This window comes from Kitasatospora sp. NPDC001664, from assembly GCF_053596675.1.
Window position 1 is genome coordinate 58,423 of the sequence record NZ_JBSFGS010000031.1, and the last position, 21,626, is coordinate 80,048.

22 protein-coding genes and 1 pseudogene are annotated in these 21,626 nt (G+C 73.7%); 14 read left to right on the forward strand and 9 right to left on the reverse strand.

The window, feature by feature from the left end; genetic code table 11:
* The first annotated feature begins 178 nt into the window (after nucleotides 1–178).
* The gene (locus tag ACWCYY_RS33100; RefSeq protein ID WP_449798114.1) at nucleotides 179–754 is read left to right on the forward strand and encodes an O-methyltransferase; all 576 of its coding nucleotides are present in this window, start codon (nucleotides 179–181) and stop codon (nucleotides 752–754) included.
* Between the two features lie 118 nt (nucleotides 755–872).
* Here the strand turns inward: ACWCYY_RS33100 and ACWCYY_RS33105 are convergent, their stop codons facing one another.
* A complete protein-coding gene (locus ACWCYY_RS33105) occupies nucleotides 873–2,078 on the reverse strand; it encodes an MFS transporter (RefSeq protein ID WP_449798115.1) in 1,206 nt (401 codons plus the stop codon).
* A 103-nt stretch (nucleotides 2,079–2,181) separates the two neighbouring features.
* Here ACWCYY_RS33105 and ACWCYY_RS33110 point away from each other — a divergent pair, with 103 nt between their 5' ends.
* A complete protein-coding gene (locus tag ACWCYY_RS33110; RefSeq protein WP_449798116.1) occupies nucleotides 2,182–3,387 on the forward strand; it encodes an ROK family transcriptional regulator in 1,206 nt (401 codons plus the stop codon).
* A gap of 57 nt (nucleotides 3,388–3,444) precedes the next feature.
* On the opposite strand, the gene ACWCYY_RS33115 is transcribed toward ACWCYY_RS33110, so the two are convergent.
* Nucleotides 3,445–3,639, reverse strand: coding sequence for a hypothetical protein (locus ACWCYY_RS33115; RefSeq protein WP_345285418.1), 195 nt, complete (start codon nucleotides 3,637–3,639; stop codon nucleotides 3,445–3,447).
* A 146-nt stretch (nucleotides 3,640–3,785) separates the two neighbouring features.
* Here ACWCYY_RS33115 and ACWCYY_RS33120 point away from each other — a divergent pair, with 146 nt between their 5' ends.
* The 3 genes from ACWCYY_RS33120 (at nucleotide 3,786) to ACWCYY_RS33130 (ending at nucleotide 6,097) form a co-directional block, all read left to right on the forward strand.
* The gene (locus ACWCYY_RS33120) at nucleotides 3,786–4,196 is read left to right on the forward strand and encodes a TOBE domain-containing protein (protein WP_345285420.1); all 411 of its coding nucleotides are present in this window, start codon (nucleotides 3,786–3,788) and stop codon (nucleotides 4,194–4,196) included.
* Nucleotides 4,196–4,897, forward strand: a complete 702-nt coding sequence (locus ACWCYY_RS33125) for a glycerophosphodiester phosphodiesterase (RefSeq protein ID WP_345285422.1) — start codon at nucleotides 4,196–4,198, stop codon at nucleotides 4,895–4,897. The genes ACWCYY_RS33120 and ACWCYY_RS33125 overlap by 1 nt, the downstream gene beginning before the upstream one ends.
* Nucleotides 4,898–4,975: 78 nt before the next feature.
* Nucleotides 4,976–6,097: an AI-2E family transporter gene (locus tag ACWCYY_RS33130; RefSeq protein WP_449798117.1), complete on the forward strand. Its 1,122-nt coding sequence runs from the start codon at nucleotides 4,976–4,978 to the stop codon at nucleotides 6,095–6,097.
* Between the two features lie 17 nt (nucleotides 6,098–6,114).
* On the opposite strand, the gene ACWCYY_RS33135 is transcribed toward ACWCYY_RS33130, so the two are convergent.
* Genes ACWCYY_RS33135 through ACWCYY_RS33145 form a run of 3 tightly spaced genes read right to left on the reverse strand, consistent with a single transcriptional unit; the run spans nucleotide 6,115 to nucleotide 8,395 of the window.
* Nucleotides 6,115–7,134, reverse strand: a complete 1,020-nt coding sequence (locus ACWCYY_RS33135; RefSeq protein ID WP_449798118.1) for a GNAT family N-acetyltransferase — start codon at nucleotides 7,132–7,134, stop codon at nucleotides 6,115–6,117.
* Nucleotides 7,131–7,658 (reverse strand): pyridoxamine 5'-phosphate oxidase family protein, encoded by a 528-nt coding sequence (locus tag ACWCYY_RS33140; RefSeq protein ID WP_449798119.1) that lies wholly within the window; start codon nucleotides 7,656–7,658, stop codon nucleotides 7,131–7,133. Before ACWCYY_RS33140 ends, ACWCYY_RS33135 begins: the two co-directional genes overlap by 4 nt.
* Nucleotides 7,655–8,395: a class I SAM-dependent methyltransferase gene (locus ACWCYY_RS33145; RefSeq protein WP_449798120.1), complete on the reverse strand. Its 741-nt coding sequence runs from the start codon at nucleotides 8,393–8,395 to the stop codon at nucleotides 7,655–7,657. The genes ACWCYY_RS33140 and ACWCYY_RS33145 overlap by 4 nt, the downstream gene beginning before the upstream one ends.
* A 186-nt stretch (nucleotides 8,396–8,581) precedes the next feature.
* Between ACWCYY_RS33145 and ACWCYY_RS33150 the strand changes: the two genes are divergently transcribed.
* From ACWCYY_RS33150 to ACWCYY_RS33175, 6 genes are all read left to right on the forward strand, one after another.
* Nucleotides 8,582–9,553, forward strand: coding sequence for an alpha/beta hydrolase (locus ACWCYY_RS33150; RefSeq protein ID WP_345285426.1), 972 nt, complete (start codon nucleotides 8,582–8,584; stop codon nucleotides 9,551–9,553).
* Nucleotides 9,554–9,618: 65 nt separating this feature from the next.
* Nucleotides 9,619–10,404, forward strand: a complete 786-nt coding sequence (locus ACWCYY_RS33155) for a spermidine synthase (protein ID WP_449798142.1) — start codon at nucleotides 9,619–9,621, stop codon at nucleotides 10,402–10,404.
* Nucleotides 10,405–10,659: 255 nt separating this feature from the next.
* The gene (locus ACWCYY_RS33160) at nucleotides 10,660–11,445 is read left to right on the forward strand and encodes a class I SAM-dependent methyltransferase (protein ID WP_449798121.1); all 786 of its coding nucleotides are present in this window, start codon (nucleotides 10,660–10,662) and stop codon (nucleotides 11,443–11,445) included.
* Between the two features lie 201 nt (nucleotides 11,446–11,646).
* Nucleotides 11,647–12,309, forward strand: a complete 663-nt coding sequence (locus ACWCYY_RS33165) for a DedA family protein (RefSeq protein WP_449798122.1) — start codon at nucleotides 11,647–11,649, stop codon at nucleotides 12,307–12,309.
* Nucleotides 12,310–12,428: 119 nt separating this feature from the next.
* Complete coding sequence (locus ACWCYY_RS33170; RefSeq protein ID WP_345285430.1) at nucleotides 12,429–13,097, forward strand: O-methyltransferase; 669 nt, start codon at nucleotides 12,429–12,431, stop codon at nucleotides 13,095–13,097.
* A 5-nt stretch (nucleotides 13,098–13,102) separates the two neighbouring features.
* Nucleotides 13,103–13,987 (forward strand): Gfo/Idh/MocA family protein, encoded by an 885-nt coding sequence (locus ACWCYY_RS33175; protein WP_449798123.1) that lies wholly within the window; start codon nucleotides 13,103–13,105, stop codon nucleotides 13,985–13,987.
* Nucleotides 13,988–14,073: 86 nt separating this feature from the next.
* On the opposite strand, the gene ACWCYY_RS33180 is transcribed toward ACWCYY_RS33175, so the two are convergent.
* From ACWCYY_RS33180 to ACWCYY_RS33190, 3 genes are all read right to left on the reverse strand, one after another.
* Complete coding sequence (locus ACWCYY_RS33180; RefSeq protein ID WP_345285433.1) at nucleotides 14,074–14,589, reverse strand: GNAT family N-acetyltransferase; 516 nt, start codon at nucleotides 14,587–14,589, stop codon at nucleotides 14,074–14,076.
* An 86-nt stretch (nucleotides 14,590–14,675) separates the two neighbouring features.
* Nucleotides 14,676–16,700 (reverse strand): glycosyl hydrolase family 28-related protein, encoded by a 2,025-nt coding sequence (locus ACWCYY_RS33185; RefSeq protein ID WP_449798124.1) that lies wholly within the window; start codon nucleotides 16,698–16,700, stop codon nucleotides 14,676–14,678.
* Between the two features lie 84 nt (nucleotides 16,701–16,784).
* Nucleotides 16,785–17,852 (reverse strand): hypothetical protein, encoded by a 1,068-nt coding sequence (locus ACWCYY_RS33190; protein ID WP_449798125.1) that lies wholly within the window; start codon nucleotides 17,850–17,852, stop codon nucleotides 16,785–16,787.
* Nucleotides 17,853–18,063: 211 nt separating this feature from the next.
* Between ACWCYY_RS33190 and ACWCYY_RS33195 the strand changes: the two genes are divergently transcribed.
* Both ACWCYY_RS33195 and ACWCYY_RS33200 read left to right on the forward strand, forming a co-directional pair.
* Nucleotides 18,064–19,443 carry an erythromycin esterase family protein gene (locus tag ACWCYY_RS33195; protein WP_449798126.1) on the forward strand — a complete coding sequence of 460 codons (1,380 nt, stop codon included), beginning with the start codon at nucleotides 18,064–18,066 and terminating at the stop codon, nucleotides 19,441–19,443.
* Nucleotides 19,444–19,545: 102 nt separating this feature from the next.
* On the forward strand, nucleotides 19,546–19,965 hold the full coding sequence (locus ACWCYY_RS33200) for a DUF4259 domain-containing protein (RefSeq protein ID WP_449798127.1): 420 nt from the start codon (nucleotides 19,546–19,548) through the stop codon (nucleotides 19,963–19,965).
* A 34-nt stretch (nucleotides 19,966–19,999) separates the two neighbouring features.
* Here the strand turns inward: ACWCYY_RS33200 and ACWCYY_RS33205 are convergent, their stop codons facing one another.
* The gene (locus ACWCYY_RS33205; RefSeq protein ID WP_449798128.1) at nucleotides 20,000–20,533 is read right to left on the reverse strand and encodes an SMI1/KNR4 family protein; all 534 of its coding nucleotides are present in this window, start codon (nucleotides 20,531–20,533) and stop codon (nucleotides 20,000–20,002) included.
* A gap of 576 nt (nucleotides 20,534–21,109) precedes the next feature.
* Here ACWCYY_RS33205 and ACWCYY_RS33210 point away from each other — a divergent pair.
* Nucleotides 21,110–21,541 (forward strand): annotated as a pseudogene (locus ACWCYY_RS33210) (IS5 family transposase); the annotation flags it as partial.
* Between the last annotated feature and the right edge of the window lie 85 nt (nucleotides 21,542–21,626).

Sequence of the window (21,626 nt, forward strand, 5' to 3'; positions counted from 1 at the left end):
CCGGCTTCTCGTCGGTCGCCGATGCTCCGCATGGACTCCCTCCTCGGCGCCGCCGAGGCACGCACCCCGACGACGCGGCCTGATCCGACCCCACCAAGGAGACAGCCCCTGGGTACGTCGCCGCGGTGGGCTCGGAAACTGCTTGTGCCGGCCGTGGTGGAGCGGTGATCATCGCCCGATGGATGACGAACCGACAGAACTGCCCGTGTCCCTGGCCGCGTTGCGGGAGGCCGCCCACCGAGCCGGGTTCACCATGTCGAGCGAGGCACGGACCGGGGCGCTGCTCGCGACGCTGGCCGCCGCCCGCCCGGGTGGGCGCCTGCTGGAGCTCGGCACCGGGGTCGGAGAAGGCACCGCCTGGCTGCTGGACGGGATGGACGAGAAGGCGTCACTGGTGACGGTGGAGCTGGACGAGGAGCTGCAGGCGGTGGCGCGCGAGCAGTTCGCGGCGGACAGCCGGGTCTCCTTCGTCCGGGCCGACGGCGGCGCCTGGCTGACGGAGTACCAGGGGCCGCTCTTCGACCTGGTCTTCGCGGACACCTGGCCGGGGAAGTTCACCCACCTCGACCGGGCCCTGGAACTGGTCGCCCCCGGCGGCTGCTACCTGATCGACGACCTGCTGCCGCAGCCCGGCTGGCCGGCCGGACACCAGGAGGCCGTGGACGCGCTGCTCGCGGAGCTCGCGGCGCGCCCCGACTTCCGCAGCGTCCGGCTCGACTGGGCCGGCGGACTGCTGCTCGCCGTCCGCCGCTGACCCGCCGTCAGCCGGACGCAGGACCGGCGCCCGCTCCCCGGAGCGCGGCCCAGAAGCCGTCGGCCCCTCCTGGCTGCATCCGGGAGGGGCCGACTCGTGTCCGCGCACGGGCAGGGGGTCAGCGAGTGGTGACGCTGTCGTTCGGGACGGTGCCGGCCACCTTGTCGGACGGGCGGTTCTGGCGCAGCGCCCCCGCGCCGAGCACCATCGCGGCGGTGAGTGCGGTGACCACGGTGAAGGAGACGGTCAGCGAGCTGGCCTGGGCGATGCCGCCGACGATCGCCGGGGCGACCAGGCCGGAGGTGTAGGTGATGGTGGCGACGCCCGCGATGGAGCGGCTCGGGTCACCGCCGGCGCGGCCGGCCGCGGCGAAGGCGAGCGGGACCACGACCGCGATGCCGATGCCGATCAGCGCGAAGCCCGGGATGGCGGCCCACGCCGAGTCGGTGGCGATCACCAGCAGCCCGCCGGCCGTGGCCAGCGAACCGCCGACGCGGACCGAGCGCACCGCGCCGAGGCGCTGCACCAGCAGGTCCCCGAGCAGCCGCGCCACCGTCATGGTCGCCGCGAAGGCGGTGTAGCAGGCGGCCGCCACGCTGGGGGAGGCGCCGGTGACGTCCCGCAGGTAGACGCCGCTCCAGTCCATCGAGGCGCCCTCGGCGAACACCGCGCAGAAGCCGACCAGCCCGATCGCGAGGGCCGAACGCGGCGGCAGCGCGAAGCGCGGCGGCTCCTCGGCGCCGGGAGCGGGACGGACGTCGAGCAGTCCGCCGCAGACCGCGTACCCGGCGGCCGCCAGTACCAGTGCGGTGAGCGCCAGCTGGATCCGGGCGTCGAACTGCTGGTGCGCCGCGAGCACGCCGAAGCCGGAGGCCAGCAGGCCGCCGGCGCTCCACATGCCGTGCAGGCCGGACATGATGGAGCGTCCGTAGCGCTGCTCCACCTCGACGCCCTGGGCGTTCATCGCCACGTCCGACATGCCGGAGGTGCCGCCGTAGACCAGCAGGGCCAGGAAGAGCGTCGGCAGGTTGACGGCCGTCGCGGGCAGCGCCAGCGACAGGCACCAGAGCACCAGCAGCCAGCGGACGGCCGCGAGGGCCCCGTACCGGTGCACGATCCGGCCGGCCAGCGGCATGGCGAGCGAGGCGCCGACCGCCGGGGCGACCAGGGCCAGACCGAGCTGACCGGGGCTCAGGTCGAGGTGGTCCTGGAGCCACGGGATGCGGCTGACGAAGCTGCCGGTGACGGCACCGTGCACGGCGAAGACCAGGGCGATCCGCACCCTGGCGCGGCGGACCTGCTGACCGGACTCCATGGTCTCCATGGTGAGGCGTCCCCCTTAGGACTGACGGAACGAGCGGGTGGTGGCAGGGCGATAAGCTATCAGGAAGGGAACCTGATAGATAGCTCTGGAAGGATGCGGTCCCATGACCATCGCGCGCACGGCCACGCCGAGCACCGCCCGCGCCATCAACGACCGCCTGGCGCTCGACCTGCTGCTGGCCCAGGGGCCGCTCACCGCCACCGAGCTGCGCGGTCTGACCGGCCTCTCCCGGCCGACCGTCGCCGACCTGCTGGAGCGGCTCCAGCGCGGCGGCCTGGTCACGGTGGCGGGGGAGAGCGGCGAGCAGCGCCGCGGGCCGAACGCCCGGCTCTACGCCCTGGTCGCCGACCGGGCCCACCTGGCCGGGATCGACGTCCGGGCCACCGGGGTCACCCTGGTGGTGGCCGACCTGACGGGCCGTACGGTGGCCACCGCCGAGGTGTCGGCCGGGCCGGAGCACGGGGCGGACCTGACGGGCCGTACGTTGAAGGCGCTGGCGGAGGCCTGCGCCGGGGCCGGGGTGCGGCGGCTGCACACCGTCGCGGTCGGTGCCCCCGGGGTGGTGGACCCGGCCACCGGGGAGCTGCACAACTCCGGCCAACTGCCGCGCTGGCACGCCGAACTGCTGGCCGGCCTGCGGGCCCAGCCGGAGACCGAGGTGCTGCTGGAGAACGAGGTCAACCTGGCCGGGATCGCCGAGCACCGGATCGGCGCCGCCCAGGGGCGCGAGGACTTCGTGCTGTTCTGGCTAGGCCACGGCACCGGCGCCTCGGTGGTGCTCGGCGGCCGGCTGCGCCGGGGTGCCTCCGGCGGCACCGGGGAGATCGGCTTCCTGCCGGTGCCCGGCACCGGCGGGCTGCCCACCGCCGACGGCTGCGACAACGGCTTCGACTCCACGGTCAGCAGCCGCGCGGTCTGCGAACTGGCCCGGGAGCACGGGCTGACCGTGCCGCCGGGCGGCCCGGTGGAGCAGGCCGAGGGCGTGCTGCGGTCCGCCGTGGAGGCGGGTGGGGCCGCGGGGGCCGGCGGGTCCGCGGAGTCGGCCTTCCTGACGGAGCTGGCCGAACGGATCGCGATCGGGGTGGCGGCGGTCTGCGTGGTGCTCGACCCGGGCTGCGTGGTGCTCGGCGGGGAGCTCGGCCGGGCCGGCGGGGCCGAGCTGGCGGCGCTGGTGGAACGTCGGCTGGCGGGCCTGTGCCCGTTCACCACCGAGGTGCGGCCCGGTGCGGCCGGGGGCGGCGCCGTCCTCGCGGGCGCGGTGCTCACCGCCGGCGACGCGGTCCGCCGCGACTTCTTCGGCGAGCCCTGACCGCAACCCGGGTCTGACGCGGGTTCAGGGGACGAGGCTGCGGGGCCGGGCCGGGGGTCAGGCGGCGGGGGAGCGCAGGGCCGGCATGCCCAGGGCGACGGCGGCGAGCAGGCCCGCGACCACCACGACCGTCACCAGCAGCCCGCCCAGCACCCGGCGGACCGAGCGCGGCTCGGGCTCCGGCGGGGTGACGTTGCTCTGGTAGCGCTCCGCCTCGGCTATGAAGGCGAACGGGACGGGCTCGGGTGCCATGCTCTGCTGCTCCTGGATCGCTCGGGTTCCACTGACCGTTCTGTCCAGTTTAAGCCCGGTAAAACCCTGACTGGCCGTTACCTGACGCCGCCCCGGATGCGGCAGGATGATCCCGGTACTGCCCACCCTCGTGTCAGGAGCCCCGCATGGCCGACCGGCCGGTCCACCCCTACCGCATCGGCGAGGCCGCCGCGCTGCTCGGCGTCAGCACCGACACGGTGCGCCGCTGGGTCGATGCCGGGCGGGTGGCGGCGGAGCGGGACGAGCACGGTCACCGGATCATCGGCGGCGCCGAACTGGCGGCCTTCGCCCGCGAGTTGGCCAAGCCGGAGAACGCCGAGGCGGAGGGCCGCCCGTCCTCCGCGCGCAACCGCTTCCCCGGCATCGTGACCGAGGTGCTGCTCGGCGACGTGGCCGCCCAGGTGGAGATCCAGGCCGGGCCGTTCCGGGTGGTCTCGCTGATCAGCCGGGAGTCCGCCGAGGAACTGCGGCTGGTGCCCGGGGCTCGGGCCACCGCGGTGATCAAGTCCACCAACGTCGTGGTGGAGCGCGGTTGATGGCCGTCGCCCGTGCCCTCGCCGTCGCCCACCGGGGCGACCCGTACCGCTTCCGCGAGAACACCCTGCCCTCCGTCGAGTCGGCCTTCGCCGCCGGGGCCGACGCGGTGGAGGTCGACGTCCAGCTCACCCGCGACGGCGTCCCGGTGCTGCTGCACGACCTGACGCTGCGCCGGCTCTGGGAGGACCAGCGCCCGATCGGCTCCGTCACCCTCGCCCAGCTGGAGGAGATCGGTGCGCCGGGGATGCGGGTCCCGACCCTGGCCGAGGCACTGAAGGCCGCCGCCGCGTACCCCGGCGCCCGGATGCTGCTCGATCTGGACGGCCCGGGCCCGGCCGCCGCCGCGCACGAGGTGGTGCGCGGGCTGGGAGCCGAGCGCTCCACCGGCTGGTGCGGGCCGGCGTCCGCGATGCTGGCCGTCCGTGCGCTCGACCCGGCGGCCGAGCTGGCGCTGACCTGGAAGCTCCCGCAGCAGCCCGCCGCCACCCTGCTGGCCGACCTGCGCCCGCGCTACCTCAACCCGCCGTTCGGCCTGCTGGACGCGGACTACGTCCGGGCCGCCGCGGACAGCGGACTGGCCGTCAGCACCTGGACCGCCGACCGCCGCCGCACCATGGTCCGGCTGCTGGCCCTCGGGGTGGCCTCCGTGACCAGCAACCGCATCGGGCTGTTGCGCAGGGTGGTGGACGGCGCGCGGTAGCCGGCCGCCGATCCGGACATTCCGTCAGATCCTGTGATCAGATGGACGGATCAGGCACGGGTGGCGGGAGGCGGCGGCATGGCAGTGGAGCCCGGTACCGAGGCGGAGCGGCCGCCCGAGGACTTCCGGCCGCCCTACCTGATGCTCCCGCCGACCGTCCGGGCGGCCGCCGCCTGGTCGGTGGCGGTGGTCCTGTTCATCACCGTGGCCGCCCTGGTCGTCTACGCCCTGGTGGCCCTGCGCGCCGCCACCATCCCGGTGATCCTCTCGCTGCTGGCCACCGCGCTGCTCTACCCCGTGATGCCCTGGCTGGTCCGACGCGGCGTCAAGCGCGGCCTGGCCGCCGCCCTGACCTGCGCGGTGCTGGTGCTGGCGGTCGCCGCCGTGCTCACCCTGCTCACCAACTCCCTGGTGCACAGCGCCCCGCAGATCGCCGCCTCGCTGCGCGAGACGGGCGAGCGGATCGCCGACTGGCTGGGCCCGGCCGGGGAGAAGATCCAGTCCGGCCTCTCCTCGGCGGCCGGCACCGGCAGCACGGTGGTGGGACAGCTGGCCAACGGGGTGCTCTCCGGCATCGGCGTGCTCACCCAACTGGTCACCGGCGGGGTGCTGGCGCTCGCCCTGGTCTTCTTCTTCCTCCGGGACGGTCACCGCACCGGGGACGCGGTGCGCGGCGTGCTGCCGGAGCGTCAGGCCGAGCTGGTGATCGCCTGCGGTCAGCAGGCCTTCAGCGCGATGGCCGGCTTCATGCGCGGCACCACCCTGATCGCCCTGATCGACGCCACCTTCATCACCATCGGCCTGCTGATCCTCGACGTCCCCGGTGCCCCCGGCCTCGGCGCGCTGGTCTTCATGGGCGCCTACATCCCCTTCGTCGGCGCCTTCCTGTCCGGCACCGTGGCCGTCCTGGTCGCCCTGGCCGACGGCGGGCTGGGCACCGCGATCTGGACCCTCGGCGTGGTGCTCGCGGTCCAGATGATCGAGGGCAACGTCCTCCAGCCGATCATCCAGAGCCGCACCGTCGAGCTGCACCCCGCCACCATCATGATCGCAGTGGTGGCCGGCTCCGGGATCGCCGGCATCCTCGGCGCCCTGCTCGCCGTCCCGGTCTGCGCCGCCGGCCTCGGCATCGTGTCGGTCCTCCGGGGCACCGTCGGCCGGCGCCACCGGAAGCCCGGGGCCGAGGGAACCCCTTCCTGAGGCGCTGTCGGCGATGGTCAGCCGGTCTCGTCGAGCCACGCCCGGAGCGAGCGGGGCGTCAGCCCGTAGCGGCGTTTGAAGTCCGGATTGCGCCGGCCGAGCTCGATCCACGGGCGGCCGGAGGCGAAGCCGCCCTGCATGACGTGGGCGAAAGCGACGTAGAACGGGCTGAACTCCTCCAGCGGAACGAACCCGCAGACCCACCAGTGGTACCGGGTGTCGTCGGTCAGGACGAGGGCCGAGCCGACCAGGCGGTCCCCGATCCGCAGCTCGATCGCGTGCACGTCCTCGCCGAGCGCCCGGACGAAGTCCTGGAAGAGGCCGGGGCGGTAGTAGTCGGAGTTCCCGAACTTGGCGGCGGTGGCCCGGGCCAGGCGGACGAAGCCGTCCAGGTCGGCCCCGGCCGTCGCGGTGGTGGTGACGGCCAGCCCCGCCCGGTCGGCGGCCCGCAGCGCGCGGGCGAGGTTGCGCCGCGGCATGCTCCGCAGGCCGGTGAGGTAGCCGGGGTACCCGCCGGTGGTGGAGGTGTCCAGGCCCCAGCCGACGTCGATGTCGACCGCGTGCATCCCACGGGCCGTCAGGAGGGCGGCGAGCGGGGTGGCCGCGTCCACGTTGGCCAGGCCCCAGAGCTGCGCGCCCCACTCGGCGGCGAGCCGCCGCAGCGCGTCCAGGGCGGCGCGGGTGGGGGCGTCGTCGGAGCCCGGGCGCTGCGGGAGCACGGTGTCGAAGCAGTGCCAGACGTGGCTGAGCAGGGCCGTCCGTCCGACGTTAGCGGGGAAGTGGTCGGCGATCACCCGCATCGGGTCCACCCCGCGTTGCAGGTAGGCGGGCAGCCCCGCCGCCGGCGTGCCGGTGTCGTCCAGCACCAGCAGGTAGGCGGTCCGCTCGACCGGGTGCAGCGGATGGCGCTCGAAGGCCCGCAGGAACGGCCGCCGGTAGAAGACCGGGGCGCCGGCCGCCGCCATCAGCCCGTCCCACTCGGGGCCCACCTCCTCGATCGCGGTGTGCACCCGGACCTCGAAGGCCGGGCGGTTCACGACGGCCCGCCGGAGCGGGTGAGCAGGTCGAGCGGCACCTCGATCCGCTGGTCGTTCTTGTCGACCAGCCACTGTTCGGTGTCCAGCAGCCACCACTGGCGGACCGTCAGGAGGTAGAAGCGGCGCGGCCCGTCCCCGGTGAACTCGGCGAGCGGGAGGTCGAACAGGGCCCGGGACTCCGGGTCGGGGAAGTTCCGTTCGTAGTACCAGGTGCTGAGCTCCTCGAGCCGGTCCGGGCCGACCGCCTCGGCGGTGCCGGTGAACTGCGCCCCGTCCAGGGTGAGCGCGCTCTCCAGCCCGGTGAGGAAGAGCGAGCCGGCCACCTGCGGGCGGGCTTCGATGTTGCGGGAGTGGCGGGCGCGGCGCAGCGAGTACCAGAGCAGGCGCAGCGGGTCGCGCAGCGGCACGTAGTTGACGGTGGAGGCCCAGGCGGTGCCGTCGGGGCCGGTGGTGGCGAGGGTGGTGAAGCGGGCGTGCTCGATCAGGAAGTCGCTGCGCTCGCGCAGCTGCTGACGGGTGGTCATCGGTGCGCGGCCTCCTTGACGGTCTCGATCACCGCGGCGTGCGGGACGTCGAGGTAGGGCTGGTAGAACGGGTCCCCGGCGGCCTGCCGGGAGGTGCGGTGGGGGTGCCAGCGGTGCCCGCCGAACCCGGCTCCGGTCAGGGCCCGCTCCAGGGTCGGCGCGCTCCAGTACCGGGCCGTCAGATGGGCGTCGTGGGACCCGAACCGCAGGTCGAGGCCGACCGGGGCGCCGTCCTCGCGCGGGCCCTCGGCGTACATCCGGAACCCGTAGCGGGCGTAGTGCTCCGGATCGGGGTGGAAGCCGGGGTTGACGGGCAGGGTGACGTACCGACCGCCGGGCCGAAGGGCGTCGGCCGCGGTGCGGCAGAGCGCCAGCAGCTCCGGGTAGGTGCTCGCGTACGGGAGGACGTAGACGGACAGCACCAGGTCGAAGGTGCCCTCCAGCTCCGGCGGGAGGCCGCCCAGCAGGTAGCGGATGCCGTGGCGTTCGTGCTCCTCGCGGCGCCGGGCGTGGTCGATCATGCCGGCGGACCGGTCGAGACCGGTGACGGCGTCGGCGCCGTGGGCGGCCAGGTGGCGGCAGTGGACCCCGCTGCCGCAGCCGAGGTCCAGGATGCGCAGGCCCCTCGGCGGGCCGATCAGACCGGTGACGGTGGGGAATTCCAAGTGGCGGCGGAAGGGGAGCTCCGAGAACTCCTCGTACATCGCGGCCAGGCTGTCGAACGGACTCTCCGGCATGTGGGTACTCCTCGGTCCACGTGCCCCCTCGGCTCCCATTCTCGTGACGACGCACGCCGTGCGACAGGCTTGTACGGCAGCGCGCGCCCCAGGGGCCCGGCGCGCGGCGAGGGCCGCACCACCGGGCCGGACGGTGGCGCTAAGGTCGGAGCGTAGAACCGACGGCCGATCAGGAGCGGGTACGACGTGGAGTTCCGGACCGACACCTTGCTGGGTGCCCCGTACGAGGCGGCCGAGCTGCCGCTGGCCGCCGACGAGGAGGGCGCCGTCAGCGCCACCCTGGTCCGCCGGCTGCTGCCCGGATCGCGGCGCGCGGTGCTGTACGTGCACGGCTACGTGGACTACTTCTTCCAGACCCACCTGGCCGACCACTTCGCCGAGCTCGGGTACTCCTTCTACGCACTCGACCTGCGCAAGTACGGCCGCTCCCTGAGGCCCCATCAGTCGCCGAACTTCATCACCGACCTGGCGGCCTACGACGAGGAGCTGGACGAAGCGGTCCGGATCGTCCGGGAGCAGGACGGCCACACGCGGCTGCTGGTCAACGGCCACTCCACCGGCGGCCTGATCACCGCCCTCTGGGCCTCCCGGCGGGCCGGGCGCGGAGTCGTGGACGGGCTCTTCCTCAACAGCCCCTTCCTCTCCATGCCCGCCGCCCCCGCCGTGCGCACCCTCGGCGCCCCCCTGATCGACGCCGTCGGCCGGGCCTCCGCCACCCGCAAGCTCCCCAGCTCGCTCAACCCGCACTACGTGCACAGCCTGCACCGCGACCACCGCGGCAGCTGGGACTTCGACCTCACCCTCAAGCCCGCCGAGGGCTTCCCGCTCTACGCCGGCTGGCTGGCCGCGATCCAGCGCGGCCACCGCGCCGTCCGGGCCGGGCTCCGGGTCGACTGCCCGGTGCTGCTGATGGCCTCCACCGCCTCAATCAGCACCACCCGCTGGGACCCGGCGCTGCACCGCAGCGACGCCGTGCTGCGCGCCGACGACATCTCCGCGCTCGCCCCCCGCCTCGGACGGCACGTCACCACCGTGCGGATCCCGGACGGCATGCACGACCTGGTGCTCTCCGGCGAGGCCGCCCGGGGGCGGGTCTTCGCCGAGCTGGACCGCTGGCTGGCCGCGTACCTCCCGGCCGACGACGCGGTGCAGGCGTGAGCCTGGTGACCGGGGAGGAGCGGCTGCCGGTCGAGCGGGTCACCGACCTCGGCCGGGCCAAGCTGATGCCCGACCTGGACCACGAGCAGGGCTGGCTGCTCACCCTGGACGGCACCCCGCAGTCGTACGTCGACCTGGCCGACCCGGGCCACCTCGAGTTCGAGTACACCCAGCGGATCGCCCACCTGCTGGACGCCCTCGCCCCCGCCGGTGAGCCCCTCACCGCCCTGCACCTGGGCGGCGGAGCCCTCACCCTGCCCCGCTACCTGGACGCCACCCGGCCCGGCTCGACGCAGCGGGTGGTGGAGGTGGACGGCCCGCTGGTGGAGCTGATCGGCAGTCAGCTGCCCTGGCCCGCCTCGATCGAGGTGACCGTCGGCGACGCCCGCGAGGCGCTCGCCGCAGCCGCCCCGGGCGCCGCCGACGTGGTGGTGGCGGACGTCTTCCACGGCTCCCGCACCCCCGCCCGGCTCACCTCGGTCGAGTTCGTCCGGCTGGCCGCCGCCGCCCTGGCCCCCGGCGGCTGCTACGCCGCCAACCTCGCCGACGGCCCGCCGCTGGCCTTCGCCAGGGCCCAGGCGGCCACCCTGCGCGCGGTCTTCCCGCACGTCTGCCTGGCCGCCGAGCCCTCCGTGCTGCGTGGACGCCGCTACGGCAACGTCCTGCTGATCGGCTCCGACCGGCCGCTGCCCGAGGCCGAACTGACCCGGCGGCTGGCCGCCGACGTCTTCCCGGCCCGGCTCTGCCCCCAGGACGAACTGACTCGCCTGGTCGGCCGCACCGCCCCGGTCACGGACGCGGACGCCACCGACTCGCCGCCCCCGCCCGAGGGGGCCTTCAGCATCGGCTGACGGGGCGGCCGGTCGGCTCGCTCGGCTCGTCCTGACGGACCGTCGGGCGGCCGGGTCGGAGGTGGCGGCCGGGGCCGGCGCAGCCGCGTGACGTCGGCGGGGCGGCTCGCTCGGGGGCGCGCCGGCGGGCGGTCGGAAGGACGGGCCCGAAGGAGGCGGCTTCCTCCGGCGGAGCCGTGCCGGGTCGGCTGACCGGCCGTCAGCCGCCCGTGGTGTCGGCCCGTCGGTGCGGGCCGGATGCGGCACCCTGAGGAGATGGAACAGCTCTCCGCGATCCCGGAGACCGCGCTGTGGACCCTCCACCACCGCGCGGTGGCGGCCCGTCAGCCCGGCACCGCCTTCCACGACCCCAAGGCCGTGGAACTCACCGAGCGGTTGGACTTCCCCTTCGCCGAGCGCTTCGGCAGCGGCCAGGGCCTGGGCAGCCGGATGCAGCGGCGCCGGGTCGAGCTGGTCGACGGCGAGGTCGCCGACTTCCTGCGGCGCAGTCCGCGCGGCACCGTGGTCTGCCTCGGCGACGGCCTGGAGACCCAGTACTGGCGGGTCGACAACGGCCGGGCCCGCTGGCTCTCGGTCGACCTGCCGGAGGCGGTCGAACTGCGCGCCCGGCTGCTCCCGCCCGGGCCCCGGCAGCGGCTGCTGCCCTGCTCGGCCACCGACCCGGCCTGGCTGGACGAGGTGGACCCCGAACACGGCGTGATGGTCGTCGCCCAGGGCCTGCTGATGTACCTGCGTCCCGGCGAGGTGGGCGAGCTCTTCGACCGCTGCGCCGAGCATTTCCCGGGCGGGACGCTGGTCTTCGACTCGATCCCGCACTGGTTCAGCCGGGCCACCCTGCGGGGCGTCTCCCGGCGGGCCGGGTACCGGGTGCCGCCGATGCCCTGGTCGGTCGGCGGCCGTGAGCTGCTGCGCGATCCGCGGACGGTGCCGCTGGCCGCCCGGCACGCCTGGCTGTTCCGGGTGCTGGCGCTGGACCTGCCGGACCGGCGGGCCCGGATCGTCGGCTCGGTCGGCCTGCCGGAGCTGCTCGGCCGGGGCTGACGGAGCTGCTGGGCCGGAGCTGCTGGGTCGGGGCTGCTGGGTCGGGGCTGACGGACCGTCCGGGCGGAGGGTCGGCGGGGGCGGGAACCGCCGGGGGCTCCCGTACGTGGGAGTACCCGGGGGACGGGCCGGGTTAGGCTGCCCACGACTTTCTTCGGCACCGCCCACCGGGTGCTGCCCGCCCACGGAGGGATACCGACCTTGCACCTTGACGTATGGCTGGAGAGCGTGCCGCCCAACGCGGTCTACGCCCTGGTCGGAGTGATCATCCTGTTGGAGAGCCTGGGCATCCCGCTGCCCGGCGAGATCGCCCTGGTGACCGCCTCGGTGCTGGCCGCCAGTGGTGTGGTCAATCCCTGGGGCGTGGCGATCTGCGCGATCGTCGGCGCGATCGTCGGCGACTCGATCGGGTACTCGATCGGGCGCAAGGGCGGCAAGCCGCTGTTCGAGAAGGTCGGGAGGAGGTTCCCCAAGCACTTCGGGCCCGACCACCTGGCCACCGCCGAGCGCTCGTTCCAGAAGTGGGGCATGTGGGCGGTCTTCTTCGGCCGCTTCATCGCCCTGCTGCGGATCTTCGCCGGCCCGCTGGCCGGCGCCCTGAAGATGCCGTACTGGAGGTTCCTGATCGCCAACGTGCTCGGCGGCATCGTCTGGGCCGGCGGCACCACCTGGCTGATCTACACGGTCGGCAAGGTCGCCGAGCACTGGCTGAAGTCCTTCTCCTGGGTCGGCCTGATCGTGGCCGCCCTGTTCGGGGCCGGCTCGGCACTGGTCCTGAAGCGCCGCGCCGCCAAGAACCGCGCCGCCCACCCCGAGACCAGCGGCGGCACCCCCGCCCCGGAGCCGGTGGCCAGCGCCGACTGACCGTCAGCCCCCTCCCCGACCGCCGGGTCCCGTTCGTCGGGCCCGGCGGTCGGCGTTCCGGCGGTCGGCGTTCCCGGCGGTACTAGGCTGACGATCAGTCGACGACCTAGGAGGACCCGGTGGGCCAGGACCAGTGGACCAGGGTGGACGAGTACTTCAGCGAGACCCTGATCGGTGACGACCCGGAGCTGACGGCGGCCCAGGCGGCCGCCGACGCGGCCGGGCTGCCGCAGATCGCGGTGGCGCCGAACCAGGGGCGGATGCTGCAGCTGTTCGCCCGCTCGATCGGGGCGAAGCGGATCCTGGAGGTCGGCACCCTCGGCGGTTACAGCGCCATCTGGCTGGGCCGGGCGCTGCCCGAGGACGGGCGGATGCTCACCCTGGAGCTCGACCCCGCGCACGCCGAGGTGGCCCGGGGCAACCTCGAACGGGCCGGGCTGGCGAAGCGGGTGGAGGTCCGGCTCGGCCGGGCCGCCGACACCCTGGCCGAGCTGGCGGCGGAGGGCGTCGAGCCCTTCGACTTCTTCTTCATCGACGCCGACAAGGTGAGCAACCCCGACTACGTCGCCTGGGCCGTCGACCACTCCCGCCCCGGCACCCTGATCGTGGTCGACAACGTGGTGCGCGGCGGCGCCGTCGCCGACGCGGACTCCACCGACCCGGCCGTGCTCGGCACCCGCCGCCTGCACGAGCAGCTGGCCGCCGAACCCCGGGTCACCGCCACCTCCGTGCAGACCGTCGGCGTCAAGGGCTACGACGGCTTCACCCTGATCCGGGTCGAGCGGTGACCGCCGTGCGGATAGGACTGCTGGGCACCGGCCCCTGGGCGCAGCGGGTGCACGCCCCGGCCCTGGCCGGGCACCCCGAGGTGGAGTTCGCCGGTGTCTGGGGCCGGCGCCCCGCCGCGGCGGCCGAGCTGGCGCAGCCGTACGGCGTGCCGGTCTTCGAGGACGTCGACGAGCTGCTCGCCTCGGTGGACGCGGTCTCCATCGCGCTGCCGCCGGCCGTCCAGGCCGAGTACGCCGTGCGGGCCGCCGAGGCCGGCAAGCACCTGCTGCTCGACAAGCCCGTCGCCCTGACGGTCGACCAGGCGCGGGCGGTGGTCGGGGCCGCCGAGCGCGCCAAGGTCGCCTCCGTGGTCTTCTTCACCCTGCGCTACCACCCCGACATCGCCGACTGGCTCGGCGAACAGGGCGCCCGCGACGGCTGGTTCACCGCCCGCGCGGAGTGGTTCGGCTCGGTCTTCGCCCCCGGCAGCGGCAGCCCGTACGCGGACTCGCCCTGGCGGCGGGAGAAGGGCGCCCTCTGGGACGTCGGCCCGCACGCCCTCTCGGTGCTCCTCCCGGTCCTCGGCGACGGCGAGGTGGTCTCGGCGTCCACCGGCCCCCTGGACACCGTCCACCTGGTGATCCGTCACGCCGCCGGTGCCCTGAGCAACCTGACGCTCAGTCTGACCATGCCGGTCGCGGGTGCGGTGGAGGGCGTGGTCCTGGAGCTGCGCGGCGAGGCCGGCCGCTTCCTGATGCCCGAGCGCCACGAGAGCCCGCAGGAGGCCTACGCCCGCTCGGTCTCGGCGCTGCTGCGCTCGGCGGCGGACGGCACCGCGCACCCCTGCGACGCGGCCTTCGGCCTGCGGGTGGTCGAACTGCTCTCGGACGCCGAGCGGTTGATGCGCTGAGCACCACCGGGGGCCGGCGGCTCGCCGCGCGCCCGCGCCGCGAGCCGCCGACCCCCGCCGACCCCCGCCGGGCTCTGTCCGGTGCCTCAGATGCCGAAGGCCGCCGGGTAGTGGACCAGGCCGGAGGGCAGTGGGTCACCCGGGGTGAGGGCGAGGGCCATCAGGGCCTCGTCGGGGACCTCGATGGAGAGCTTGATGCCGTGCTGGGAGGCGCGCTCGAAGCCGAAGCGCGGGTAGTAGGTGGGGTGGCCGAGGACCACGACGTGGCGCTCGCCCAGGGCGGCGGCCGCGCGGAGGGCGGCGCGGATCGCGGCGGCTCCGGCGCCGGTGCGCTGGTGGGAGGGGAGCACCGCGCAGGGGGCCAGGGCGAGGGCCGGGGTCCCGTCGATGTGACAGCGGGTCAGCAGGGCGTGCCCGACCGGGCGGTCCTCCTCGTCGACGGCGACCAGGGAGAGACCGTCGATCCAGGCGGTGGGGTCGGCGCGCAGGGCGTCGACCAGGTCGGCCTCGCCCGGGGTGTCGAAGGCGGCCAGGTTGATCGCGCGGACGGCGTCGGCGTCGGCCGCGGTCTCGGCGCGGGTGGTCCAGATGGTGGTGCTCATGGTGTCCGAACCTAACCGACCGGGCCCGGAACGGGCGAGGCGCCGCGCCCGGGGTGGGGGTCCCGGACGCGGCGCTGGGTGCGGGCTCAGCCCCAGGGGGACGGAGCCGGCGGGGTGACCACCGGCGGGCGGTCGTCGCAGGTGATCGTGTTCGGCAGCTCCCAGGGGGCGAGCCAGGGGCCGGTGGTGCCGCCGCCGTCGTTGCCGCCGAGGTCGGTGAGGGCGAACTCGGAGCCGGCCGGGGTGAAGTGGAAGGTGCCGCAGTTGTTGACGCCGACCGCCCCGACGTTGCGGGCGTCCACGTTCTCGAAGGTGGCCGAGCCGGCGGCCCGGGCGCTGAGCACGGAGGTGCCGGTGCCGTCGATCCGCAGGTCCTTGAACTTCAGGCCGTCGATGGAGACCTGGTCCTTGACCGGCCAGTCGGAGACCAGCATCAGGGCGTTGTAGGTGGAGTCCAGCAGGTGGTCACCGGTGACCCGGACGTCGGCGGAGATCGAGCGGTCCAGGGCGTAGAACCAGATCGCGCCCAGCCCGATCTTCCAGTTCAGCTCGTACGTGCCGCCGCGCACCGTGGTGTTGTCGGTGATCAGCAGCTGCCCGGCGAAGGGCTCGGCGCCGAACCGCGAGCCCGCGTGGATGGCGCTGCCCTCGCGGACCGGGTCGGCGACCAGGTTGTTCGAGAGGGTGGTGTCCGTGCCGCCGTAGATCGCGATGCCGTTGGCGAGGACGGGGGACTGCACCGTGTTGTGGTCGAAGACGTTGCGCGCGTTCGCGGTCTTCTCCGACCACATCGCCAGGCCGTCGTCGCCGGTGTTGCGGACGAAGTTGTCGGCGACCACGGAGTCCGTCACGGCGGTGTGGAAGTTGAGGCCGTCGGCGATCTGGTCGGCGATGACGTTCCCGGTCACCTTCAGCCGGGCCATCGGGCCGTCCAGCCAGAGTCCGACCTTGGTGTGGTGCAGGTAGAGGCCGGAGACGGTGGAGTCGCTGAGCGCGCCGCCGATCGCGTTGACCTGGTCGGTGTCGATCCGCTCGCGGACGTCGCCCTCGATCGCGAAGCCGGACAGGTGCACGTTGCGGCTGCCGCCCTCGGCGGCGCTCTTGCCGTACAGGCCGACACCGGTGTGCACCGAGCCGTCCGGGGCGGGCTGCGGGAGGGTGGTCTGACGCCCCTTCAGCACGGTGTACCAGCTGCCGGCGCCGACGATGGTGACGTCGTCCACGGTGATGTGCCGGTTGACCTGGTAGGTGCCCGGCGGCAGGTAGACCTTGAGGCGGCTGCGCTGGGCGAAGGCGATGGCGCGCTCGATCGCGGGCGCCGAGTCGCGGCGGCCGGTCGGGTCGGCGCCGAAGGCCAGCACGTTGGCGGCGAAGGCTTCGACGTGCGGGGCGCCGACCAGTTGGGAGTCCAGCAGGTCGACGACGGTCCACTCGGCGGCGTTCGCGGTGCGGGGGACGGTCAGGCGGACCACGTCGCCGGCCTTGTACCGCTTGCCGAGCAGCAGTCGCTGCTCGTCGTAGAAGTGGCTGGGCCGGAACGGCTTGTCGACCACCGGAGCCGGGGTGGTGGCGGCCGGGACGCAGCCGCACTCGGTGATCCACCAGTCGGGGTGCAGGAGTTCGGCCTGCGGGTCGTTGGAGAACGGGTACTGGTTGTAGAGCCAGGAGTACTCGGAGGTCAGCGTCATGGTGCGGCGGTCCTTGCCGTTGACGGTGACGTCCAGCGGGCTGGTGATGCCGCCGCCCCGGGGCGCGTCCGGGATGCTGTAGCGGACGGTGATCGCGTCGGCCGCCGCAGGGAGGGTGAACTCCACGTACTGACCCGGGGTCAGCTTCACCGCCTGCCGGCCGCTGGCCTCGGAGGGCAGCGTGTAGGCGGTGCGGTCGGGCCCGATCCGGGTGCCGGTGGTGACGGCCGACTCGGCCTCCTGCTCGGCGAAGGGGACCCGGGCGCCGCGCCCCTCGGTGAGTGCGGGGGCCAGCCCGGCGCGGGTGAGCACGGGGGACGGGGCGGTCGCCGGGGCGGCGTCGGCGGTGCCGCCGAGCAGCGGGCTGAACAGGAGCAGCGTCGCGGAGAGCGGTGTGACCGCCCTGCGGAGGTTCCGGGCCATCAGGTGCCTGTCTCTGGAGGGGGATTGGCACGTGACAGTAGGGCCTCCACAGGGGAGTCCACAAGATTCTTGCGTTGGATTGTTTCAGTTATGCGCTTCTGTCGTCACAATCTTGCGTACCGGGTCGGCTTCCAGGCCGGGGAAGAGGTCCCGCCAGCGGTAGCGGGGGGAGTGCAGGTGCCAGTACGCGAAGCCGGTCAGGTAGCGGTCGAGGTGCGGGCGCTGGGCCTCGGTGGCGAGGTCGAGGATCCGGTGGCGGGCGGCCTCGCCGCTCTCGGAGGCGCGGCGGTGGACGGTGAGGTAGGGGACGCCCTCGCGCACGGCCTGGCGGTGGAGGCGGCCGGCCAGGAAGTCCGGCGTGTCCAGCGCCTCCTTGTAGCAGGAGAGCACGTCGTTGACGTCGTTGAGGAAGTCCACGCCGGAGCTCAAGGCGGCGGCCCAGAACGCGCGGTGGCGGTCGGCGTCCAGGCAGGGATCGGTGAACTGCAGCATGGCGAACCAGAACTGGGAGAAGCCGTTGTAGGCACGGACGAAGTCGCTGTCCAGTCCGTCGGTGGCGTCCGGGCGGAACTCGGCCTCCATCAGGAGGCCGGTGAGCGCGTTGTGGAAGAAGCTCTTGAGGACGGCCAGCACGGTCGGTTCGCAGTGCGGCGCCAGCTGCTCGAACATGTGGCGGACGTAGCGGGTCTCGGGGGTGGTGGCGGGCTCTCCCGGCAGCAGGCCGGCCCGCAGCAGGGCCGCCGCCGCGGCTGGCTCGCGGCAGCAGACGTCGTCGGTGTTGGTGGTGAACACCCAGACGCGGTCCACCGCGAGGGCCAGTGCGGCGTCGGCCAGGGGCACCATCAGCGCGCGCATGTGCGTGATGTGGCGGACGGTGGCGGCGGGCAGCGCGACGCCGAAGGCCGCCAGCTCGGCGGTCAGCGTCCGCGCGTCGGCGTCGGCCTGGGCGAGGTCCGGGGGCGGGTCGAAGGCGTACGCGTCGGTGCGGGCGATCTCCCGCTCGATCGCCCCGGAGTCCAGCACGCTCGCGATCATCGCGCGGTGGGCCGGGTCGGGGATGGCGGCCAGGCCGCGGTGCGGTGTGCGGCGGAGGGTGTCCAGGCCGGGCGGGTGCGGGTGCCTGGGGGTCTGCGCGGGGGCGGTCGGCTGCACGGGAACTGCCTCCTCTGGGTCCGCCCCTGACTACCCGTGGGGCCCGCTCGAACAAACCGCGGGCAAGGGTGATGTCCGGAAGGGCAGACGGCGGTGGGGGTGACCCCCGGCGGAAGAGTGCGGACAGCGGGAGGGCGGTGGCACGCGACCCCGGGACAAGATCGTTCAAGCGGTCCCGAGGGGCGGGGCCGACGGCTGGAGGGTGTGCGGCATGACGGAGCGTGGGATGCGGCTCGGGCGGAGGCAGTTGCTGGTCGCGGCCGGTGCGGGGGCGGGGGCGCTGGCGGTGGGGACCCCGGCCTCGGCGGCGGCCTCGGCGCCGGCGGGCGTGGAGGATGGGTGGTTGGTCCGGGCACTGGAACGCGGGGCCCAGCCGCTGACCACGACCGAGCCGGGCGGACGGACGGGAGACCTGCGGGCGCTCGGGGCGATGATCGGCGGCGCCAAGGTGGTCGGGCTCGGTGAGGCGACGCACGGGTCGCACGAGTTCTTCGCGATGAAGGAGCGGGTGTTCCGCCACCTGGTGGAGGAGAAGGGCTTCACCACCTTCGCCCTGGAGATGAGCTGGACCTCCGGCCTGCGGATCGACTCCTACGTACGGGGCGAGACGGGCGGCGGCCGCGACGACGACGCGGTGCGGCTGGTCCACGAGGAGTTCGGCGGATCGCCGTGGGAGCGGGCCGAGTTCGCGAGCCTGATCGGCTGGATGCGGGCGTACAACCTCCGGCGGCCCGGGCGGCCGCTGCGCTTCGTGGGCGACGACATCGGCGCTCCCCGCCTGGGCGACGACGTCTTCCGGCGGGTGCTCGACCACGTGCGGGGTACCGCGCCCTCGGCGGCCGCGAGGGTGGAGGCGCTGTACGCCGTGCTGCGCCCGCTGGACGACGCCTTCTCCTACCTCGGGCGGCCGGTCGCCGAACGGCGGGCGGACGCGGCCCGGGCCGCGGAGGCGCTGGCCCTCGTCGCCCGCTCCGGCGGCGACGAGGCCGGCGCCTGGGCCGAGCAGCACGCCCGGGTGATCGCCCGGACCTTCGAGTTCCTCTCCCTGGACGTCACCGACCCGGCCGCCGTCACCGCCGCCGAACTGCTCCGCGACCGCACCATGGCGGAGAACACCGCCTGGTGGCAGCGGACGGTCGGCGGCCGGGTCCTCGTCTCCGCGCACAACGGCCACGTCGGCTACCTGGCCACCGACCCCGCCATGTACCCGAAGACCCAGGGCGCCTTCCTCCGCGACACCCTCGGCCGCGACTACTGCGCGATCGGCTTCACCTTCGCCGGCGGCTCCTTCCTCACCAAGGACTCCTCCCTCGGCAGCCACGACTGGAAGACCGTCACCGTCCCCGCCGCCGCCCCCGGCAGCAACGAACACCTCCTCGACCTGGTCCGCCACCGCGACTACTACCTCGACCTCCGCCCCCTCCCCACCCCGGCCCGCCAATGGCTCGACACCGCCCGCCCCACCTACGACGCCGGCTCCGAGTACCACCCCGACCCGGCCCCGACCCTCGCCCTCGGCCGCGCCTACGACCTCCTGATCCACCTCCACCGCGTCCGCACCGCCGACCGCCTCCCGGCCCGGACGGCCTGATCCCCCGTCAGGCCCGCGCGGCGGCGACCGCTCCGCCACGACCAGGGCATCGGTGGCTCACACTTGATCACGTCGGTTCGGCGCGTTGTGGAGGTGGAGGGCATGGGAAGCTGGGGCCCCGGTCCGTTCGAGGACGATTCCGCTCTGGACTTCGTGGACGACCTGCGGGAGCTGCCCGCCGAGGAGGTCGCGGCGGAGATCGAGCGCGCCGTTCGTTCGGTTGCCGAGGAGACGGAGTACGTCGAGTACGCGGAGGGCGTGTCGGCAGTGGCGGCGGCGGCCCTGCTCTCCGGCAGGTACCGCGAGGAGTTGGGAGAGTATCCGGCGGGGGTACCCGTACCGACCCCTGAACTTGCCGAACTCGCACTGCGAGCCGTCGAGCGGGCACATTCGGGCGGCAGTCACCTGTGGGAGCTGCGCGTTGAGAGCGGGACGTACCGCGAGGACTGGAAGGCCCTCGCTCCCGTGCGGGCGGCGCTCCTCCAAGTGGTCACACCGACTCAGTCCGACTCGCTGTTCTGAACGGTGCTCGGGGCCCGGGACCAGGGCCGTCATCTCACCATCGGTAGTACTCGGGTCGGATCACGGGCAGTCCCCATGGTTCCAGCGCGCCGCTGATCAGGTCGGCGAGGAACTGCACCAGCCCGCCGGTGTAGTGCCACCAGTCACCGTTGCGTGAGGCGACCGTGACCGTCCACTCGTGCGGGCCTGCCGCGTTGGTGCTCCACAGGAAGAAGTCGCCCTGGTTCGAGCTGCCCCAGGGGAGCAGGCCGCCCGGGGCGGGGTACGGGGTCAGTGGGATGACGGGGTCGTCGTCCTCGCACCACTCCATGACGATCTCCAAGTCCTCCTGGAGCGCCTGCGGCCAGTCCTGCTCGCGACCGGCCGCGGGGTAGTGGACGGACAGGAAGTCGCCGAGCACGAAGGTGGGGTAGAGCTCACAGAGCCGCTTGTAGTCGGCGGGGAGTGAAGCTCCGAGTGTGCCTTCGAGTGCTGGCCAGTCGAAGGTCTGAGGCACCGTGAGGCGAAGTGCGCTGAAGCCGGGCACGGCACGCTCGAGTTCCGCGATCGCCTCGTCGGGGTCGGTCATACGGCGGTGCGGTGCCTGGATACCGATGCGATCGTCCACCGGCTCAGCTTGTCGTTCAACTCTGAGCCGCTGGTGGGCTGGGTCAGCTGGAGGTTCGGGGCTCGACACTTTCATCGTTCAACAGCTCGGTGACGCGTGCAACGAAGCGGCTCAGGACTGCAAGTGGGAGCTGGTGGTCCGTGTCGAAGTGGACGAGGGGCGGAATCTCCTCGTCCTTCTGGTGGGTGGTGACGGTGACAAGGGCTGGGCCGGGGATGCGGACGGCTTCGGTGGGTGTGGTCGTCCATTGGGCCGGAGTCGGACGAGCTTCACTGAGCTCGAAGTACCTCGTCCCATCTGCTACGTGGGTCGTCTGTAGGCAGAAGTGCTCGCCGTCATGCTCCCAAGTTTCCAAGGCCATTCCGGGATCTTGTCACACGGGTGCCTCGGCAGTCCGCCTTGGCTTCGTCCTGTGCTTGTGGTGGGCGGGCCGGGCGTACGCCTCGCCGATGGCGAGGACTCTGCCCGCTTCGTAGCGGGCAGCGGGCTGCTTGTTCTTCACAGGCCCGTCGGGGCGGCCCAAAACTGGGCTGAGCCCCGGTCGACCGTGCCCGGCCCGGCTCGAAGCACCACGCCCTCACCGACGCCGGTGGCACCCCGCTCGCCATCACCCTGACCGGCGGCAACACGCACGACGTCACCCAACTGCTGCCCCTGCTCGACGCCATACCCCACATCCGGGGCGCCACCGGCCGTCCCCGGCAACTGTTCGCCGACCGGGGCTACGACTACGACAAGTACCGCCGACTGCTGTGGAAGCACGGCATCAAACCGGTCATTGCCCGCCGTGGGATCCCGCACGGCTCCGTCCCGGGCACGGTCCGCTGGGTCGTCGAGTGCACCAATGCCTGGATCCATGGCTTCCGACGCCTACGCATCCGTTGGGACATTCGCGACGACATCCACGAGGCATTCCTCAAACTCGCCTGCTGCATTATCACCTACAGGCGAGTCCAAGCATTGTGTTAGCTCCTCTCACCAGCTCCGTGTAGGCGGTTGCGGCGCCTACCGCGTTCGCCGCCTCTCCCTGCCATCGGGCGAGGTCGTGCCCTGG

What these genes read in the sequence shown, in the direction of transcription:
- ACWCYY_RS33100 (WP_449798114.1), top strand. Translation starts at nt 179, where the DNA reads ATGGATGACGAACCGACAGAACTGCCCGTGTCCCTGGCCGCGTTGCGG.
- ACWCYY_RS33105 (WP_449798115.1), bottom strand. Translation starts at nt 2,078, where the DNA reads ATGGAGACCATGGAGTCCGGTCAGCAGGTCCGCCGCGCCAGGGTGCGG.
- ACWCYY_RS33110 (WP_449798116.1), top strand. Translation starts at nt 2,182, where the DNA reads ATGACCATCGCGCGCACGGCCACGCCGAGCACCGCCCGCGCCATCAAC.
- ACWCYY_RS33115 (WP_345285418.1), bottom strand. Translation starts at nt 3,639, where the DNA reads ATGGCACCCGAGCCCGTCCCGTTCGCCTTCATAGCCGAGGCGGAGCGC.
- ACWCYY_RS33120 (WP_345285420.1), top strand. Translation starts at nt 3,786, where the DNA reads ATGGCCGACCGGCCGGTCCACCCCTACCGCATCGGCGAGGCCGCCGCG.
- ACWCYY_RS33125 (WP_345285422.1), top strand. Translation starts at nt 4,196, where the DNA reads ATGGCCGTCGCCCGTGCCCTCGCCGTCGCCCACCGGGGCGACCCGTAC.
- ACWCYY_RS33130 (WP_449798117.1), top strand. Translation starts at nt 4,976, where the DNA reads ATGGCAGTGGAGCCCGGTACCGAGGCGGAGCGGCCGCCCGAGGACTTC.
- ACWCYY_RS33140 (WP_449798119.1), bottom strand. Translation starts at nt 7,658, where the DNA reads ATGACCACCCGTCAGCAGCTGCGCGAGCGCAGCGACTTCCTGATCGAG.
- ACWCYY_RS33145 (WP_449798120.1), bottom strand. Translation starts at nt 8,395, where the DNA reads ATGCCGGAGAGTCCGTTCGACAGCCTGGCCGCGATGTACGAGGAGTTC.
- ACWCYY_RS33155 (WP_449798142.1), top strand. Translation starts at nt 9,619, where the DNA reads ATGCCCGACCTGGACCACGAGCAGGGCTGGCTGCTCACCCTGGACGGC.
- ACWCYY_RS33160 (WP_449798121.1), top strand. Translation starts at nt 10,660, where the DNA reads ATGGAACAGCTCTCCGCGATCCCGGAGACCGCGCTGTGGACCCTCCAC.
- ACWCYY_RS33180 (WP_345285433.1), bottom strand. Translation starts at nt 14,589, where the DNA reads ATGAGCACCACCATCTGGACCACCCGCGCCGAGACCGCGGCCGACGCC.
- ACWCYY_RS33185 (WP_449798124.1), bottom strand. Translation starts at nt 16,700, where the DNA reads ATGGCCCGGAACCTCCGCAGGGCGGTCACACCGCTCTCCGCGACGCTG.
- ACWCYY_RS33195 (WP_449798126.1), top strand. Translation starts at nt 18,064, where the DNA reads ATGACGGAGCGTGGGATGCGGCTCGGGCGGAGGCAGTTGCTGGTCGCG.
- ACWCYY_RS33200 (WP_449798127.1), top strand. Translation starts at nt 19,546, where the DNA reads ATGGGAAGCTGGGGCCCCGGTCCGTTCGAGGACGATTCCGCTCTGGAC.
- ACWCYY_RS33205 (WP_449798128.1), bottom strand. Translation starts at nt 20,533, where the DNA reads ATGACCGACCCCGACGAGGCGATCGCGGAACTCGAGCGTGCCGTGCCC.